The 18,650-nt window shown below is 43.3% G+C and carries 16 protein-coding genes and 1 pseudogene; 8 read left to right on the top strand and 9 right to left on the bottom strand.

Features of this window, described 5'->3' with window-relative positions; genetic code table 11:
* Positions 1-312: 312 nt before the first annotated feature.
* The 6 genes from ABEW73_RS29190 (at position 313) to ABEW73_RS29165 (ending at position 6,402) form a co-directional block, all read left to right on the top strand.
* Positions 313-1,188, top strand: a complete 876-nt coding sequence (locus ABEW73_RS29190; RefSeq protein WP_430171619.1) for an aldose 1-epimerase family protein — start codon at positions 313-315, stop codon at positions 1,186-1,188.
* Between the two features lie 742 nt (positions 1,189-1,930).
* Positions 1,931-3,670, top strand: coding sequence for an ABC-F family ATP-binding cassette domain-containing protein (locus ABEW73_RS29185; protein WP_430171621.1), 1,740 nt, complete (start codon positions 1,931-1,933; stop codon positions 3,668-3,670).
* Positions 3,671-4,199: 529 nt separating this feature from the next.
* The gene (locus ABEW73_RS29180) at positions 4,200-4,550 is read left to right on the top strand and encodes a transposase (RefSeq protein WP_430171623.1); all 351 of its coding nucleotides are present in this window, start codon (positions 4,200-4,202) and stop codon (positions 4,548-4,550) included.
* A gap of 128 nt (positions 4,551-4,678) precedes the next feature.
* The gene (locus tag ABEW73_RS29175) at positions 4,679-5,104 is read left to right on the top strand and encodes an IS3 family transposase (RefSeq protein ID WP_430171625.1); all 426 of its coding nucleotides are present in this window, start codon (positions 4,679-4,681) and stop codon (positions 5,102-5,104) included.
* On the top strand, positions 5,088-5,672 hold the full coding sequence (locus tag ABEW73_RS29170; protein WP_430171626.1) for a sigma-70 family RNA polymerase sigma factor: 585 nt from the start codon (positions 5,088-5,090) through the stop codon (positions 5,670-5,672). The genes ABEW73_RS29175 and ABEW73_RS29170 overlap by 17 nt, the downstream gene beginning before the upstream one ends.
* Positions 5,662-6,402 (top strand): DUF3600 domain-containing protein, encoded by a 741-nt coding sequence (locus tag ABEW73_RS29165; RefSeq protein ID WP_430171628.1) that lies wholly within the window; start codon positions 5,662-5,664, stop codon positions 6,400-6,402. The genes ABEW73_RS29170 and ABEW73_RS29165 overlap by 11 nt, the downstream gene beginning before the upstream one ends.
* Positions 6,403-6,665: 263 nt before the next feature.
* Here the strand turns inward: ABEW73_RS29165 and xerS are convergent, their stop codons facing one another.
* Positions 6,666-7,751 (bottom strand): tyrosine recombinase XerS, encoded by a 1,086-nt coding sequence (gene xerS / locus ABEW73_RS29160; RefSeq protein ID WP_430171630.1) that lies wholly within the window; start codon positions 7,749-7,751, stop codon positions 6,666-6,668.
* A gap of 631 nt (positions 7,752-8,382) precedes the next feature.
* On the opposite strand from xerS, the gene ABEW73_RS29155 reads away from it, so the two are divergent.
* Together ABEW73_RS29155 and ABEW73_RS29150 are read left to right on the top strand one after the other, a co-directional pair.
* Positions 8,383-9,225: a sialate O-acetylesterase gene (locus ABEW73_RS29155; protein WP_430171631.1), complete on the top strand. Its 843-nt coding sequence runs from the start codon at positions 8,383-8,385 to the stop codon at positions 9,223-9,225.
* A complete protein-coding gene (locus ABEW73_RS29150; protein WP_430171633.1) occupies positions 9,222-9,764 on the top strand; it encodes a PadR family transcriptional regulator in 543 nt (180 codons plus the stop codon). The genes ABEW73_RS29155 and ABEW73_RS29150 overlap by 4 nt, the downstream gene beginning before the upstream one ends.
* 51 nt (positions 9,765-9,815) lie before the next feature.
* Here the strand turns inward: ABEW73_RS29150 and ABEW73_RS29145 are convergent.
* From ABEW73_RS29145 to ABEW73_RS29110, 8 genes and pseudogenes are all read right to left on the bottom strand, one after another.
* Positions 9,816-10,116: pseudogene (locus ABEW73_RS29145) on the bottom strand (VOC family protein); the annotation flags it as partial.
* A 174-nt stretch (positions 10,117-10,290) separates the two neighbouring features.
* The gene (locus ABEW73_RS29140) at positions 10,291-11,049 is read right to left on the bottom strand and encodes a DUF4367 domain-containing protein (RefSeq protein ID WP_430171635.1); all 759 of its coding nucleotides are present in this window, start codon (positions 11,047-11,049) and stop codon (positions 10,291-10,293) included.
* A gap of 410 nt (positions 11,050-11,459) precedes the next feature.
* Positions 11,460-12,215: a DUF4367 domain-containing protein gene (locus ABEW73_RS29135; RefSeq protein ID WP_430171637.1), complete on the bottom strand. Its 756-nt coding sequence runs from the start codon at positions 12,213-12,215 to the stop codon at positions 11,460-11,462.
* Between the two features lie 257 nt (positions 12,216-12,472).
* Positions 12,473-14,179, bottom strand: a complete 1,707-nt coding sequence (locus ABEW73_RS29130; RefSeq protein WP_430171639.1) for a DUF4179 domain-containing protein — start codon at positions 14,177-14,179, stop codon at positions 12,473-12,475.
* Positions 14,127-14,732: an RNA polymerase sigma factor gene (locus ABEW73_RS29125; protein ID WP_430171641.1), complete on the bottom strand. Its 606-nt coding sequence runs from the start codon at positions 14,730-14,732 to the stop codon at positions 14,127-14,129. The genes ABEW73_RS29130 and ABEW73_RS29125 overlap by 53 nt, the downstream gene beginning before the upstream one ends.
* A 174-nt stretch (positions 14,733-14,906) precedes the next feature.
* A complete protein-coding gene (locus ABEW73_RS29120; protein WP_430171642.1) occupies positions 14,907-16,025 on the bottom strand; it encodes a glycerol dehydrogenase in 1,119 nt (372 codons plus the stop codon).
* A gap of 292 nt (positions 16,026-16,317) precedes the next feature.
* The gene (locus ABEW73_RS29115) at positions 16,318-17,697 is read right to left on the bottom strand and encodes an extracellular solute-binding protein (protein ID WP_430171644.1); all 1,380 of its coding nucleotides are present in this window, start codon (positions 17,695-17,697) and stop codon (positions 16,318-16,320) included.
* A gap of 40 nt (positions 17,698-17,737) precedes the next feature.
* Positions 17,738-18,607, bottom strand: a complete 870-nt coding sequence (locus tag ABEW73_RS29110; protein ID WP_430171646.1) for a carbohydrate ABC transporter permease — start codon at positions 18,605-18,607, stop codon at positions 17,738-17,740.
* Positions 18,608-18,650: the final 43 nt, after the last annotated feature.

The raw sequence follows: 18,650 nt of genomic DNA, 5'->3' as shown, positions 1-18,650 counted from the left end.
TCTATGAAGACATATCTGAAGAAGTTGAAGTGAAAGAAAATAGCTTTTATGCACCTACACAAAAAGGGACATATTTCTATTCATACGGGGTATGGTGGATGGATGAACATGTAGAGAACCTGTCTCACGGTAATGCTTTTTATTATTTCGTCCTAAAAGTTGTTTAGATGGATTCAACTAACGGAGAACGATAGCTCAATAAGCACGAAGAAACGGCAGCTGATGAATTGGCTGTCGTTTTCTCAACTCCCTCAAGAAGAACTTTGATATAATATGGGTATCTGGACTATAAGTATGAAAGGGAGTACAACAATGAATAAAATTTTGCGCAGCAGCTCGGCAGAAGCTGAGATTAATACCCTTGGGGCGGAACTGATCAGCTTCAGAAAGCTGGATCCGGAAGCTGAATACATCTGGAGCGGTGACGCCACGTATTGGACAGGCCGTTCTCCGGTGCTGTTTCCCATTATTGGTGCGGCCCGGAACGGAGAGATTAAGGTGGACGGTAAAGCCTATAAGATCGGCAATCACGGATTCGCCAGACGCAGCGAATTTACGCTGGTCCAAGAAAGCGACATCCACGCGGTTTACCACCTCTCTTATGATGAGAAAACCCTGGCCAGTTATCCTTATAAATTCAACCTATATATTACATATAAACTGAATGTAAGCACACTGGAACTTAGTTACCGGGTGGAAAATAGCGATGTTCAGGATATCTTCTTCCAGCTCGGGACCCACCCGGCGTTCAATTGTCCGCTTGATGACAACGGTAGCCTGAGCGATTACTATCTGGAGTTCGCTGAATCGGAAAACCTTGAAAGGTTGTTCTTGAATTCGGACGGCCTGTTGATCAGCGGCAAATCGGAGCCCGTTCTGAAACAAGAGACCATCCTGCCGTTATCCCATGAAATGTTCGCCGAAGGCGCATTGATTTTCCGAAATGTGAGCTCTCGGCAGATTTCGCTTAGAAGCAATCACTCCGCCAAGAGCGTAGTTGTCACCTATAAGAGTTTTCCCGACCTCGGCATCTGGCAGCCTTTGAACGCTCCATTCATATGTATCGAGCCTTGGCAAGGAGTAGCGGATATGGACGTCTTCGAAGGTGAACTTCAAGCTAAAGAGGGAATAATCACCCTGAAGCCGGGGGCGAATTTCACAAGCTCCCTGACCATAGAAATCAACTGACGATCCGAAGGGAGTTGCAGGGTTCTCAACTGGTTAAGTCCGGCTCCATACCATTGCAAAAAGCTTCAATCTATAGGAGAGGGCACTGAAGAACTTACGTTTTTCTTAAGGAGTATGTATAAACTTCAAAAAAGAAGACATTCAACCCCATTTTTAGGAAGGATGTCTTTTTTTTTAGCTCTATTTTATTCAATTTATCCCTATGTTTTCAATCTTTATAATGTCGGGGGACAAGAACATGCTCCCGTTGAAAGTCGCTATTTAGCGGCTTTTTTGTTTTATCGGTACAAGTTTTTGTCCCGAGCCCAGGACAAGAGCTTGTACCGATTGCCGGAATGGACAAAAACATGTTCCCATTACCGATTAGGCATGCATCTAATCGATTTACGTCCGTTAATTCATTAAGCTAACGTGCAGGTAGTTTAAGATTAATCGCGGGGAAGCGTATCATAAATCGTCTCGAAGCATGGCATAAATCAATCATTGTGCCAAGGCACAAAGCTTGGTCCCATAATATGATATGCGTAGGGTGGATCATTGTCATGATTTTGTTTGATGTATTTTCATGGGATTGGATAAACGGCCAACAAGCCACCATTCTAAAGTAAGTATTAGAATTTCGAAGGTGAGGGTAAGGGCTAAATGGATTGAACTTGGTAGTAAAGAGTGTTACTCTAAAAGTCTGTATTCGACAATACATTTAATAATAGTCACCATTTTAGCTATAAAGAAAGGCACTACTATGATAAAAGTTGAAAACTTATCCTTCTCATTTCCACAAAAAAAACTATATAAAGACATTTCATTTACGTTAGAAGAGGCACAGCATTGCGCTTTTATTGGAACTAGTGGCAGTGGTAAAAGTACACTGATCGATATACTGATGGATCCAGAAAGATATTTGTTTGAAGGCAAGTTAGAGATAGATCCAACCTGCAAAATTGGGTATGTAAGTCAGTTCTCCCAACTAGACAGAACTAAAGAAACAACTGTTTTTGAATATATCGGAGAAGATTTTATTAAGCTACAAAATGAAATAACATCTATTTGTAATGAAATGGAAACATCATCGGATATTGAGCCGTTACTCGAAAAGTATCAATTCGCTTTAGACGCATTTGATGCAATGGGCGGAGATAATTTTGAGAGTAACATTAATAAGAAGCTAAATCTAGCAAACCTCTTGAAGCTAAAAGATGTTAGGGTATCCGACCTGAGCGGCGGGGAATTCAAACTTATTCAAGTAATGAAGGAAATGCTTAATAGTCCAGACTTAATGATCATGGACGAGCCGGATGTATTTTTAGATTTTGAGAACCTAAATGCGCTTAAAAAACTTATTAATACTCACAAAGGCATACTGCTAGTTGTTACGCACAATCGATATCTATTGAATCATTGTTTCAACAAAATTATTCACCTTGAAAACACAGAGATCCAAGAGTTTGATGGGCGATATATTGAGTATAATTTCTCATTACTTCAGACAAAAATGGAGTTGCAAGAAATCGCAGTCGCTGAAGCTGAAGAAATTGAGAGATACGATAACATTATTGATAATCTTAGAGCTATCGCAACTATTAATTCAGATGCATCTAGAGGTAGAGCGTTAAAAGCTAGAGTTAGATTTCAAGAGAGATTGGAAGCGCGTAGAATTAAGGCACCATTTGTTGATATTAAGCAACCGAATATCAGTTTCGGTATTGAGAATGAAATTGAAGACAGCATTGTTGTAAAAGTCAATAATTATAGTGTTGCCTTTGATGAATTGCTTTTAGAGAATGTGAGCTTTGAGATAAGATCTACGGATAAAGTAGCCATTATTGGTCCAAACGGTACAGGGAAAACGACTTTACTCCGAGATATCTTTAACAATAATCATGATTCCATTGAAATAAATGATGATGTTAGAGTGGCTTATTTATCTCAGAATCAAGGCGAAATACTAAAAGATTCCAATACAATACTAGAAGAATTCATCGATGCTGGTTTTAAAACTTATGATGAAGTTAGATCGTATATTTCAAACTATGGCTTTGAAGGCGAAATCGTTAATCAAAAGATTGAATCACTATCTGGTGGAGAAAAAAACATACTTCAATTGGCTAAAGTTTCTGCTAGTAATGCAAACGTATTGCTTCTTGATGAACCGACAAGCCATTTAGACACATATACACAAATTGCACTGGAAAAAGCCATTGAAGACTATAAAGGTGCAATTCTCATGATATCTCATGATTTCTATTCTGTTGTAAATGGTATGGATTATGTATTAATCATTGACAATAAGACGATTAGAAAAATGACTATGAAAAAATTTAAACAGATGATTTATGCTAGTCACTTTGATAAAGACTATTTAGAAGCGGAACAAAACAAAAAAGCAGTTGAAATGAAAATAGAAATGGCTTTAAAAGATACTAATTTTGAATTTGCAAAAGTATTGGTTGATGAGCTAGAAGAGCTAATTAAGTTGCTTTAATTTACAACTCTCTGATTGAAATGATTACAAGAAAGTGAAGTCAGTTACAGCGAATAGGGCTAATGTGAATTAGTCTGAGTTCAACGATGAAACATGATGTTGGTGGAAAAGTATCAACAAAAAAGACACTGATGAATAGAATATCAGTGTCTTTTTACTGCATTGATTTCTTGATAGCTCTTGCCTGGGGTGCTTTTATTTTATTTCATTGTAAACAAAAATTTCGCCGTTATGACCGTTATGGTGAACCGTGTCACAAGTAACGGCAAGTTTTTTCAGAGATTCCACCAAAAAAACTTGGTAAGGTTTTTTTGGGGAGGGGGAGGAGTGCACGACAGAACAGAAATCAAAATAAACATAATGTCGGGGGACAAGAACATGGTCCCATAGAAAGTCGCTAATTTAGCGGCTTTTTTGTTGCCGGGTGACAAAAACATAGTAACATTAGAAGCCGCTGAATTGATATTATCCCCTTTAAGTAGACAGTGTGTAAAAAGCGCATTAAAGTCTACTTGGAGGGGGTTTTTTCATGGGCGAAATACGAAAGACATATGACATCGAATTCAAGCGTAAGGCTGTTGCGATGTTCCTGGAGGAAGGTCTTGGCTACCGTCTTGTAGCCAAGACCTTGGGCATCGACGATAGGATGGTGCGAAGATGGGTGGCTCACTACGAGCGAGAAGGAATTGAGGGGCTTAAGGAAAAGAGAGGCACCTCGACGGGTTCAAAGAATGGGAGACCGAAGAAGGCCAAAACCTTGGAGGAAGAAGTCCTGCAGCTGCGAGCGGAAAATGCCTTGCTAAAAAAGCTATGGGAACTGCAAAGGGGCAAGAGCAAAGCGACGTCAAACCTACCAAGCCATCGAATCGCTAACCAGTAGCTACCCAGTGGCCTTGCTGTGTGAACTGCTGGTATCGCTCGAAGTAGTTACTACAAATGGGCAGCCAGAAAGAATAATCCAACGCCTAAACAGATCGAAGAGCAGGCTCTGAAAGAGAAGATTCTAGAGTGCCATACCCAGCTAAACGGCATTTACGATACCCACGGGTTCGTGTCTGGCTAAAGAAAACCTTCGGATTGAACGTCAACCATAAGCGTGTGTACCGGCTGATGAAAGAACTGGGGATTCGTGCGCGGATTAGACGAAGGAAGCCATACTTTGGCCGTCGGGATGCCGGGATTACCTCAACCAATGTGCTAAGTCGGGATTTCCACGTCACGGCACCCAATACGAAATGGGTCACCGATGTGACCTATCTGCCAATCGGTTCTCGTTTTCTGTACCTGTCGGTTATTTTTGACCTGTATAACAACGAGGTGGTTGCCTTTCGGATCGGCCTATATTTTGAAATAATTCGAACGATATCTATAATTATTACCAATATATACTGTAAGACCGAAGGGGAGGAGGTAGCAGATGAATCATCCATCTGAATATGCAAGGCTTATTTCGCTTACGTTGGCCGGGAACCGTGATGCGTTTGGCGAGTTATATGAAGCAACCATTAAGGATGTTTACAATACTGTTTATTTCCTTATTCGGGAACCATCAGATGCAGAGGATGTCATTCAGGAGATTTATATTCAATTATACCGGTCTCTTGAAAAGTTTGACGTAAGCAGGCCGTTTCGGCCTTGGTTAATGGGAGTGGTCATGCGGCAAATTCAGGCTCACCGCAGAAAGAGTTGGACACATATGCGGATCATCAAAAAAGCTGAACAGATTGATCAAGCCGTGGTCTATGATATCTCAAGTGAGGTGGTCAACAAACTATCGAATCAATCGCTACTTGAAAGCGTAGATCGACTTCCTTATAAGCTAAAGCTAGTAGTTATTCTGCATTATATGAATGATTACACGCAAGAAGAGATTGCAGCCACATTAGAAATCCCTCTTGGGACGGTAAAATCACGGATTCATGCTGCTCTGCAAAAGATGCGCAAAAAACAGAAAATTAGCATTCTGGCTATGGGAAAGGTGGAGGGGCAAAATGAGTTTTGATGAAAGATTGAAAACCGCTTTTAAGGAAGAGACCAAAGAATGGAACGCACCAACGGAGCTCAAGGAAAAAATACTTAACAAAATCGTACACATTCAAGGAGGAAGACGAATGAAAAAGTGGGTCGTTGCATGTATTTTGGCCGCTACATTGTTAATCCCAACAGGTGCTTTTGCCGGTTATAGCTACATAGCTGATTCCATCTATGGTTCGCGGGACAATATCGGAGTAACTCAAAAGCAATATGATGAGCTGGAGGCAAAGCTGCAGACCGCCAAACAAAACCTCAGTGAAGAGGAGTTTACAAAATGGATGTCCTTACTAAAAGAATGGGGCCTCCTTAATTTGAAAATTGCCGATACAAAAGGGGATTTTCATATTGAGAGATTGAGCGTAGGAGAGCAAAAAAACTATAGAAGGTTAACCGCAGAGCTAGAGCCACTCTTTCGCAAATTAAATGAAGTTCAGTCAACGAAGGGAGAAGCTAAACTTATAGATAGCACTACTTTTTGGAATGGAGTGCTAGATGAAGCAGGGCAAATATTCAGCAAAGAAGAATTTGATGAGTTTCAAAAATTATTAAATGAATTGAGGGCTTATGACGAGAAAAAAGATGATCCGGATGGTAGTGTTCATATTGAACGGCTGTCAAAGGAAGATCAAAAGAAAGAGCAATTGTTGCAGCAGATACAACCTTTTTTTAAGAAGTTGGGTATAACAGTTAAGCCGTAAGCTTGATCTGTCGAGGAACAAGAACATGTAAAACTCCACGTTAACGAAACGTTAGGAGCAACCTTAGTTCACCTAACTCAAGAAAAACTGAAGCCTTTTCAAACATGATTTTAGAATTGTAAAGCCACTCAACTAACGGAACTATAGCTTAATAAACTAAAACGCGGCTGTCGGCATAGATCGGTAGCCGCAACACATATGTACAAAATACGAGTTTTGTGTAAAAGTATTACGGAAACGACCGCGCAACGGCCATTTTTGCATCAATCGTATAATTTCATCTTATCCATATTGTTGACGGCTTTTCTCATCTCTTCATCTGTTAAATGCGTGTAAATCATCGTTGTCTGAATCGACGAATGTCCCAGCTGATTCTTCAGCTTCGGCACGTCGTTGTTCTCACGATGATAACGTGTTGCAAATGAGTGTCTCAAGGAATGCACCGTCAATGCCGGCTTACCAAACGCTGCAGCGTATTTTTCAATCAGCTTTTCGATCGACCTTGGCGTCAACCGCCGGCTTTGGCCTTTGCGTCCGATCAGCGCTGCTATAAATAGGTAATTTTCCGACTTTTCCGGTTTATACTTAGCTTCACGGATCTTCAAATAGCTCTCCAGGTCCAACAATGCTTGCTGGCTAAAATATACATATTGCTCTTTATTGCCTTTACGCAGCACACGCACTTGGCCTTTGTTCATATCCAAATCCTCGATGTTAATTCCCGCTACTTCGGATAAACGCAGTCCGGATCCGAGAATTAGCGAAACGATCGCCGTATCCCGTTCTCTGTTAAATTCATGAAAGCGCTGTAAACGTTTATTGGTTTTATGGAGTTCTCCAAAATCATGAGCCACAAACTGACGGAACTTCTCGAGATCGTCTTCCCGCAAAATTTTGCCTTCAATTCGATAAGCGATCGTTTCCTGGCTTTCCTTAATTGGATTAAAGTCGATTTTGGCCATGACATTACGCTGAATATATGGCTTAAGATCCGGAGTTTCTGCCTTGTTTTGAAGATAATCAAACAGCGATTTTAATGCAGACAACTTCCGGTTAATCGTATATTTGTTGTTATCCAATTGATATTCCAAATAATACAGAAAATTTTCGACTTCACGGACAGTCAGCGATTCAAGTACGGACATTTCTATGTTTTTGCGATCATGGATGTTCGATTTAACAGATACAAGCCAATCAAAAAAGATGAGGTAATCGTGACAGTAATTCAGCAGTGTCGTATGCGACAGTTTGCGTTTTCGGCCATCGATGTATTCGGTCACGTACCACGGGAGCTCAGCACACTTGGCTTCCACGCGTTTCATATAATGCAGCTTCGCAATTTTATCCACTTATTGCCACCCCCCTTGTTTTCAGAGTAACTTATTTATAATTATTCGTCAAATTATTATTTTACGTAATTAATCCTTATGGCATTTCGGGATCCTTCTAAAAGAACATCCGCCGTTGGCACCGAATATCAGAATAAACTCCCCTTGTCGAAGTTGCAGTACATCCTCAGCCCGCGCAATGCGGTAATTCCGACACCAGAAATAACCGCCGCCTCCTGCATGGTTAATCCATCGGGAATTCAGGACACATACTTGGCGTTGATGGCCGATTTCATGCCAGCTGCCGTCTTATCTTTATTAAGCTAACGTTTTCCTTTTCTTTAATTACACCGTTTTACAATCCTTCTTAATAAACTACTAAAATTGACATCCTAACTATGTTGCCCTGTCATGATAAATATACAATGTAATTACATTTACTTACTGTATCCATAAGAGCAGACCAATCCTCAGCCTTTACACGTTCCCATTAGTGTAAAAGACCTTGCCGGATAAGCCGAATCGTGAATATGATGTTAGATGAAGTGTTGAGCTCTCTTAGAATAATTCAATTGACCATAGTCTAATTAGGCTATATACTATTTTTTAGTCTAATTAGACTATAATAGTGATGTGATGGAGTGAAGACTAAATGATAAAGTCATTTTTAATGTTGGGTCAGTCTAATATGGCAGGCCGTGGATTCTTGCATGAAGTCGATCCTATCTATAATGAAAAAATAAAAATGCTGCGCAATGGACAGTGGCAGATGATGACAGAGCCGATTAATTACGACCGTCCGGTTTCCGGTGTAAGCTTGGCGGCGTCTTTTGCCGATGCCTGGTCGAAAGCCAATCCCGATGAAGAAATTGGTTTGATTCCTTGTGCGGAAGGTGGTAGTTCCTTGGATGACTGGCATCCGGAAGGCATCCTTTTTCAGCATGCTTTGTCCGAAGCCCGCTTCGCCCTGCGATCCAGTCAAATCTGCGGAATCCTTTGGCACCAGGGTGAGAGCGACAGTTCTCGTTCGCTACATGAAACTTATTTCGAGAAATTAACACTTATCATCGAGACCCTAAGAAACGAATTGAATCTTGATGAGGTGCCGTTGATCATTGGCGGACTTGGTGATTTCCTTGGGAAGACCGGTTTTGGACAGCACGCGACAGAGTATCGACAGGTCAATGAACAATTACAGCGCTTCGCTAACGAACATGAAAATTGTTATTTTGTAACTGCGGCAGATTTGACGGCGAATCCTGATGGCATTCATTTAGACGCGGTTTCGCAACGCAAATTCGGTTATCGCTATTTCCAGGCTTTTTCGAAAAAGTGTCATGTCATGGAACCCATCCCTGGGGAGGAGCAATCGCTGAAAGTAGAGCGCGACTATTCGAAAACAGAACAGATTTACCTTCATAGCATGGATTTGGCTTCGGGTAAAATCACGTACGCAGAATTCGAGGCGCAAATGGTGAAGGTGATGCAGCCTTGATCCCCTTGCTCATCCTTGGCTTGCTCATCCAAAACCCCGGCGCTCACGGTTATGAACTACTGGCCTTAATGGAAAAACGCCATTACGAATACATTGTAAACTTCACAAAAGGCTCGTTTTATTACAATCTGCAGCAACTTGAAGAAAAGGGTTGGATTGAACAGATTCAGCAGAATCCTTCTACCAGTGGGCGCGAAATTCGGAACTTTAAAATCACCGGATCGGGAATGGCTGAATTCGAAAAATTAATGGTCAAATACGGCACCAAATCGGAATATGTGAACCTGCAATTTTATGGGGCCCTGCTCTTTGCCAATGAATACGATAAAAACAAATTACTGGAACTGATCCAATCGCAAATAGACCAGACTAAAGCCCGAATCGCCCTCCTTGATGAATACTTGTCCAACACACAAGAACTTCCCGGCACAATCGATTACTATCGCCGCATGAACGAAAATTCCCGTTCCCATCACTTGGTTAACTTAGAGTGGTTTGAACAATTGAGAGCAGAAATAGAGGGACATATTGCATATTAAAAAAATGAGCTAATGTATATTCAGTTAAGTCTTCTTTTAAACGTCACTTATTTATTTACCGAGTTGTTCCGCCAAACCGATTAGAAGCCCTTCTTTTCCACGAATGTAGCAGAGCCGATACGAGTCCTCGTACTGAACCACTTCGCCAACGAGCTGAGCACCATACTTAGTGAGTCTGGATACCATTTCGTCAATGTCTTCAACGGTGAACATGACGCGTAAATAACCGAGGGCATTTACAGGAGCAGTTCGGTGATCTGATATAGTAGGTGGGGTGGAGAAATCGCGAAAGTTCAAGTCGGCTGTGGCCATCTGGGGTAACCATCATAGCAATCTCTACACACTGTGAACCTTTTTTATTCTGTTTCTACTTGAACACTGCCAACGGTCCCGTGATCTGTCCATACGAAAAAGCCGGTCAGATCCATGATTTGATCTGACCGGCTTCCTTAGAACCCTTGCTAAGTATTATGCCTACATTATCCTTTTCTACATCTGAATCATTGCAGATAAAACGTAATTCAACTTACTTCTTAACAGCCGTCTCTGCAAACTTGATCAAGTCTTCTTTGGTGAGCGGGTTGCCCGGATTGGTTGTGATGTTGTATACATGATCCTCATCTGACCAAGTCAGTACATTTCTAACCCATTCAGGATGTTTCTTGGCTGTCTCGGCATCATAATCGTCCGATGTGTGGTATCGGTATTCGCCGCTCGACTTGTCCTTGTTCATCTTGTGGGATACTTGCATTTGCAAATTGTCTTTTCCGTTCGCAAAATTCAGATTGATTTCGCCCATTTCCTTCCAGTCGAGCTTTTTGTAATAAACGCCTTTTCCTTGGGCATCAGCTTCAGCTTTCACTTCTTTTTGGTACTCCGCGCGATTCTTGGCAATCGGAGGCTGGATGTTTCCTTTCACAAAATGATATCCTTCAGGCAGACCTTCCGGCTCTTGAAGCACAGGACCCTGCAGTTTGGTTGCCTGGTTCAGGTAATCCTCATAGTTTGTGAAATGGAACATATCCAGGTAATACAAGAACTCAGAACCGCCATTGAGATTTTTATCGCCTACGTACAAGAGATACATATCCCCTGTATTTTTTTGCTGCAATTTTTGGCTGAGTTCTTTCTTTGCCGCTTCAACAGCCTTCTGATCAGCAGCCGGAGCTTTCGCTGTAACCGCCTGTGCGGAATTTTTGATTGTTGCTGCCTCCGTCATATTTGCGGTGCCAAACAGCATTGCGATACCTGTTGCGACAGCTGCCGCCTTCATTGCGTATTTCATGTGAATATTTCTCCTCTCTTTTTTGCATATCTTGTTTAATAAAGTGTGAAGACTGGTCTCTATCTTTGGGGGCCCCTTTGTGCCAGCTTCTATGATATAAACACACCCCAGGAAAATTTGGTTCATTCTTTTTGGACAATTCCGGAAAAAATATCAATAGGTTATGTAACTCCAATAAGTGATCCAATAAGTGAGCTGCAGCGTACGGAGCGGCCGGCGAAAACTATGGGACCTAAGACGTAGCAACCGAGAAAGAAACAGGCCGACAGATAGGGAGAACAAGACAATACAAAAGCCAGCCAGACCCTTATGGGATCCGACTGGCGTTCCTTTATACCCTTGCTATAGATAACCGCTTGGTTTCCCAAACTTCTGTCCTGTTCCATGCGGCAAGCCATATCTAAGCCGTTTTATTTCTTTACCGCCGTTTTCGCGAGTTTAATCATTTCTTCTTTCGTAAGCGGATTCCCCGGATTGGTTGTGATGTTGTAAACATATTCCTGGTCCGACCAAGTCAGCGTGTTTCTGACCATGTCAGGGATTTTCTTGGCTGTCTCGGCATCCACTTTATCTGATTTAAAGTATCGGTATCCATTGCTAGCTGCATCTTTGTCAATCTTTTGGGATACTTGCATTTGTATATTGTCTTTTCCGTTGGCAAATTCCAGATTGATCTCGCCTATTTCCTTCCACTCAATCTTCTTGAAGTATGCAGCTTTTCCTTTTGCCTCCGATTTGACTTCCTTCTCGTATTTAACCTTATTTGCCACGATAGGAGGCTGGATATTGCCTTTAACAAATTGATATCCTTCAGGTAAGTCATCCGGCTTCTTTATCGTTGGTCCCTTCAGCTTACCTGCTTGGTTTAGATAAACCTCATAAGTTTTGAACTGGAACATGTTCATATAATACATAAATTCAGAACCACCATTCAGCGCTTTATCCCGTACGTACAGGATATATAAATCTCCCGGGTTTTTCAGGGCGAATTTCTTGGAAAGTTCCGCTTTGACGGCCTCAACAGCCTTTTTATCAGCAGCCGACGACTTTGCCGCCTGTGCCGATTTATGGGAAGCCTTGCTTGCAACTGCTTCCGTCATATTCACTGATCCCATCAACATCGTGATCCCTGCTGCGACAACCGCCACTTTCATTGCTTTTTTCATATGTATTTCCCCTCTCCTTTACACCTTGCATGTATTCTATTAATAAGGTCGTAACGAAATCTGGCCGCCATCATTTGGAACCTCTGTCGTGCCAGCTTCTATGATATAAACACACCCTAGGAAAATTTGGTTCACTAATTTTAAAAAACCGCAATCCTGCATTTTTTCCCTCACCTCTTCCTTCTATATCTTCGTTTGAATGTGGTTAAAACTGCAAACAAGCTGACGCCGATTTAGATCGACGCCAGCTTGTCATGTTATTGCAGCTTCAGTTTAATATTTAGGTCAGGATGCCATATATGATATACCTTGATAAAAAGTTCAAGATCAGTTCCTTCAAACCCTGGGAAGACATTAACACGCTCGTTGGAGTCCCATGGTGTGCTTCCCTCTATATAAACAATTCTGGAGAGAATTTGTTCACCCTCCTGTTTATAATAGGTTTGATCCACACCTCCGAATCGTTCATTCGTGCTGCTGGTTTCTACATAGAGTTTTCCGTTTGCTTTGTAATACGTCCACTTCACGGGATAACCTTCAACGTCAGTGGTGACCGTTTGTTTTTCACCAGATATATTCTGAAGCATAACCGGCTGCGCGTAATCTAACTTCGACTCATTCTCATTCTGCAGCGTTAGTTCCATCGGCGTATCAGGCGTAATGTGAAGATCCGACGGAACATCAAACAGGAACGTCTTCATGTAAGCTTCAATTTCATTGTCGCCCCCGTTCCCTAATGACATGTAGCCTTCGAGCTTCTGGCCGTTGATGGACAAAAAGGCATTTTGGTAAATTGGGTATTGATGCGCCTTCGGGGTCTCGACCTCAACCCGGATACCTGTCGGCCTAATAATCAGCTTGCGAATCGTCGAAGTTCCAAACGACGTTTCAAAAGGAATATGAAGTTCTCGCGTAGCCGAGGAATTCAAAGATTTCTCTTTGTTCAGGTTTAAAATGCCGACATTCCACTCGCCGTCTATTTTTTGCCCCTCCGTCAAGTAAACCAAATCGAATGTGATACCTTTCTGGTTGATATCTTTCCAACGATAATAATCAATCGATCCATAAACGCCATCCGCATCCGGCCAAGCCGCACCCAGCCTCTTCGATTTCACCAGTTTACCGTCTTCCATTACCTGGATTCTCGGCGAAGCCGTATCCGCCGCTTGCTTATTCATATATCTAAGGGATGACTTGATCAGTACCCCCTCCGCCCCTTGATTAACCACCTCAATGTTCAAGGCGTCGATCCCGTCCTTTTTAATCGGGAAGGTCTGGATGCCATTTCGTGAAGGGTCCAGGTTAAGCGGAACCTGCTTGTCACGATACTCCTGTAGCCCTCGCACAATCAATTGCACATCCGTCTCTGCGCCGGGAAATGCCCAAGCCGTTTCGAAGAAACCGTTATATTGCTTATTCTCCGTGTCCCATCTATGCGAGTAATAGCCTGTTTTCCAGTTCATCTCCATCGCCCGACCGCCCTGGACTTGCGAGATTTTCTCTCCGTCCGCCCTGCGCAGCTCTACTTCGGAAAACCCCCACTCCCGCGCCTGTTTATCTTTCGGATCAAAACTGTACAGCAGTGTGGTCCCGTTGTCATCGGTCATCGCCGAATCAATCGTAAAGGTGACGCCGCTTGCCGTAACACTCTTGTTAATTGTTTGTCCGAATCCTTGATTAAGCGCCGATTTCAATCCCGGTCGAGATGTAAAATCCCATTTCCCCGACATGGATGCCAGTACTGGGGTCGCAATAATAACAAAAGCAATCGACGACAAAAAAGCAAGACGGCGCCCATGTAAAAATCCAGTGCGCTTTGTCCGTTTAACGACTGCAGGCGCTTGTTCCTGTTGCCTGTCAGCCTCAATTTTAGGCCACATCGCGTCAAAGTCCGGGTAGGTGTGGTTGCCTTCACCGCCCAGTTGCTGTGCAAGAACTTTCTCCTCGGGTGCCTGCTTGCTCATAGTCCGCACCATCCTTTCCTCTGATCGTCTGTTTTTTGGCAATCTGCCCTTGCGGAAGTTCTTCCTCATCGAGCTCGTCCATCATGGTCTTCATCAGTTTCAGCCCTTTATTCAGGCGGGATTTCACCGTGCCGAGCGGAATACGGAGTACCTCTGCGATATCCGCCAAGGGCAGATCATTGGTGAAGCGGAGCATGACGACAACTTTGATTTTATTCGGCAGCAAGTCCATACGGCGTTTCCACTCATCCTTCGTCTCCTGTTGCTCTACAAGGGCTAACGAGGACGGCGCCGCCTTTTCCCGTTGGAATATAAGAAGCAAATTCTCTTTCATGCGTCTCGTCTTACTTGCCCGCAGATGGTTCAAGCAATGATTGACGGTAATTCGCATCAGCCATGTTTTGAGATATTCCACCCGCTCCCAGCCGGAGGCTAACGCCTTTATAAATACTTCTTGACATACATCCTCGGCATCCGACGCATTGCGCAGCATATAGTAACAGGTTCTATATACGTCTTTGTTATACCGTTCAAAAAACTCCCTGTCCGTCAAGCAGGCTCTCCACCTTTCTTGTACTCTACTATATTAAGTTAACAACTCAGAGAAAAAAAAGGTTCATTTTCTATATTCATAGTTTACAATGTAAATATAAAACAGCCAGTCATCCGATTCATTCGGCTGGCTGGCTGTTATGATTTTAGCTGCTGTCTCTAATTCCTGCCTTGTTTAATTATAATGATGTTCTGCCAATGCATTTGCAGCAATGATGGCCTGGTATACATCTTCAGGCGTTACCGGATGCGGCATATTGCCCATCGTGTCTCCTTCGGCACACGCATCTTCTGCTACTTTTCGCCATTCCTCCTCTTTGAATTCATCCAGACCCAGGTCTTTTAAGGTTAACGGTAGCCCTACTTCCTTGATAAAACGGATAACCGTTTCGATTTCCTCTCTTGGGGCACTTTCCAGAACAAGCTGCGTTAATAAACCAAAGACCACTTTTTCGCCATGCTGCGCATGATGCAGCGAAGGAACGGCCGTCATTCCATTATGGATTGCATGGGCAGCGGCCAAGCCGCCGGATTCGGCGCCAACACCGCTTAAATAAATGGTGGCTTCGATCGTTTTTTCAACAGCTGGAGTCGAGACGTTCTGATCCACGGCGATTTTAGCCTGCAGACCATATTCTAGAATGGTGTCATAGCACATTTTTGCAATTCCTAATCCGGCTAGGGATGGCTTTAAATTCACTAAATTATCCCCGTTTTTCTGATAACATGCCCGCGCCTCAAAGTAAGTCGCAAGAGCATCCCCTATCCCCGCAACAAAAAACCGTGTCGGTGCGCTTACCAAAATATTGGGATCTGCCAGCACGATATCAGGATTTGTCGGGAGAAACAGGTAACGGTCAAATGAACCGTCTGCATTGTAAATGACGGAAAGTGCCGTACACGGCGCATCTGTTGAAGCAATTGTCGGGAAAATCGCAACCGGCAGATGTGTGTAATATGCGGTAGCTTTAGCTGTATCCAGTGTTTTCCCGCCGCCAATACCGACTATGATATTAGCACCTGATTTTTGTACCGCTTCGCGGTGTCTGTCGATTTCATCCTGAGTGATTTGATAGTTGAATTTCACAAATTCGCTTTGGTGTCCGGCCTCTTCAAAAGATTTGCCGGCTTCGTTACGCGCACGATCCAAAATAAATTCATCGCAAATAACATACGCATGGTCACCATATGTAGCGGTATAGGTAGCTAATTCCTTTAGTAAATAGTGCCCCACGATAAATCTCTTTGGCGATGTAATTGATTTCACATATTGTCCCAAAATATCACGCTCCATTGGATTTCATTTTCCTTGCTATTATCTATTGATAATGAAATTTTTATACGATTGAAAAAATTTGTCCCTTTTTTAGCCATAAAAATAGCCCCTCCAAGTTCGCTCGCTTCTCATGAAAACATGAGGTTTTGTCGAGTGTCTACTTTGAGGGGATAATACCACCATAACCGCCGGTTTTTATCCAGGTATCATCGGGACAATGCACGTTTTACATCATATTGGAATATATTGTGTTGTTTGACTCATATAATCATCATGATTAGGCCCGTCTCTAGTGCAGTCCCCTCCTGATTTACTTCAGATTTGCCGACCATTTCTCAGCACGTGCCTGCAGATCATCCAGAAACTTCTGAATATCCGGAGCATTTCCGGATGCAGCCTGGCTAATGAATCCGTTAATGGCTGGAGCGATATCGCTCATATAAAACGGATTGGCTTCATCCATCAGCTCCGAGTGGCCAACATCTGCGATTTCGAGTGCTTTTTTCACAAACTTGTCTTCCGGCGTTACGAAGTCAGCGTTTTTAAGTGTCGGGGTACTGGAGAAGTTCTCATACATATATTTTTGCGTCATGTAGCTGGTCAAAAATTTTAATACTTCCCATGATGCATCCACATCTTTAGCATTCTTCGCCATGATGAACGGGTCAACCGCAACCCAGCCTTCGCCTTTAGGCCCCATGTTCAGCACAGGCTCATAACGGTCCAACAGCTCTTTGTTTTGCTTCGACCGGTATTCACTCATCGTTGAGCCGCCGGTGGAATCGAGGGCAATGGCGATATTGTTCTTCTCCAGACCGAAATTCTCGGCTCCTTGGGCATTTACGAAACCTGCTGGCGGCAGCTGTGCAGCTTCTTTCAGCCATTCCAGCACTTTGACCATTTCCGGTGAATTCAGGTGCCATTTAATACTCTTGATATCCTTTAGCGATCCTTCCGCTCCTTTGGCACCATAAGCAAGGGTTAACGCAACAAAGGTGGATCCGTTTAATGAGTTGCCGCTCCAATACAGACCGAAATTGTCTTCACCGGTTTTCGGGTTTTTGCCGGTCATTTGCTTGGCTTTCTCCAGAATTTCATCCGGTCCTGGCTGTGCCGAGAGGGTTTCAACGCCCCAGTCTTCAAACAGCTTCTTATCATAAATCGTCATCCGGCGGCCAAGAACGGCAGGAATTCCAAACTGCTTGCTTCCGTCGGGCGACTTGGTGCTGTAGGAGTTGTTCATAATGCCTTCCAGATAGATGCCCTTGTCAAACGAGGTATCCTTTTCGATCAAGTCGTCCAGGTCACGCAGCAGCCCTTCCTGGTACCATTGCGATGCAAAGGCTCCGCCAGTATACAAAATGTCTGCATCGCCGGAGAGCAGCATCGCCGTTTGTTTGGCTTTTACGTTCTCCCAGGGGATTTGATAAACCTCCAGTTTGATGTTCGGATACATTTTTTTGAACGTTTTATCCAAATACTCGTTGAGTCCGATGGTCGGGTTGCCTGTCAGCGCATCGATCCCGTTATCCAGCTGCCAGCCTGCCAGCGCAACGCGAACCGTGCCTTCCATGTCCGATACTTTTTCTATCTTAACGCCGCCTGTCACATCTTTTCCCGAACTGCCTGAACAAGCGGCCAATGTAAACACCAGCACGAATGACAGGATAAGCAATACAGCTTTTTTCATCACGTAAACACCCCCGCATAAATTTAGCTTTCATTCGAAATTATTGTTTGATACCGGATAGCGCAATGCTCTCGATGATATAACGCTGCAGGAACATATAAACGACGATAACCGGAATGAGGCTCGTAGTTGTTGCCGCCATAATGATCGATGGCTGCTGATTGATTCCGTTGTTATACGTAAACATGGCCAATCCAATCTGGATCGTGTACTTGGCAGCCGATTTCAAGATCAGCAGCGGCCACAGCATATCGTTCCATACGCCTAAGAACAGCAGAATAACCATGGTGGCGATAATGGGCGTACACAGCGGCATATAAACCCGGCTGAAAACAGTGATTTCCTTGGCGCCATCCAGAACGGCAGCTTCTCTTAAACTGCTGGGTAATTGATCGAAGAAGGCTTTAGCTAAAAAAGTACCGAACGCATAGTTCATAGCCGGCAAATAAAAAGCCAGGTAGTTGTCGACCAATCCGAGTTTACTGAACAATAAGTACTGCGGAATCATCGTCATTTCGAACGGAATCATCATCGTGCTTAGCGCTAGCAGCAGGACGAAATTTGCTCCTTTGAAGCGGAGCTTGGATAAGGCATAACCGGATAATAGTGCGGACAACGAGCTGATGATAATGACCCCTGCGCTTACAAGCGTGGAGTTGCCGATATATCGAAACATATTAATGTTGGTGAAAGCGGCTTCATATGTTCGGATCGAAGGCTCCTCCGGCCATATTTTCGGTGGGAATGAAATATTTAATCGTGCAGCCCAATCGAAGCTCGTTACCAGCATCCATAAGAATGGCACAATCATGATGAATGAACCTACCAACAGAACCAGTGTTAATATCAGCTGTTGCAGTGTGATTCGTTTACGGCGCACAGGCTCCTTGGGCAAGGCTGAACTGCTCATAGTTACCCTCCTGTCTTCTGGAATAAGGTTCCCCTACGGACCC

It is taken from the genome of Paenibacillus lautus (assembly GCF_050482385.1).
Lineage (GTDB): Bacteria > Bacillota > Bacilli > Paenibacillales > Paenibacillaceae > Paenibacillus_AQ > Paenibacillus_AQ lautus_B.
This window is presented reverse-complemented; position numbering and strand designations above follow the sequence as displayed.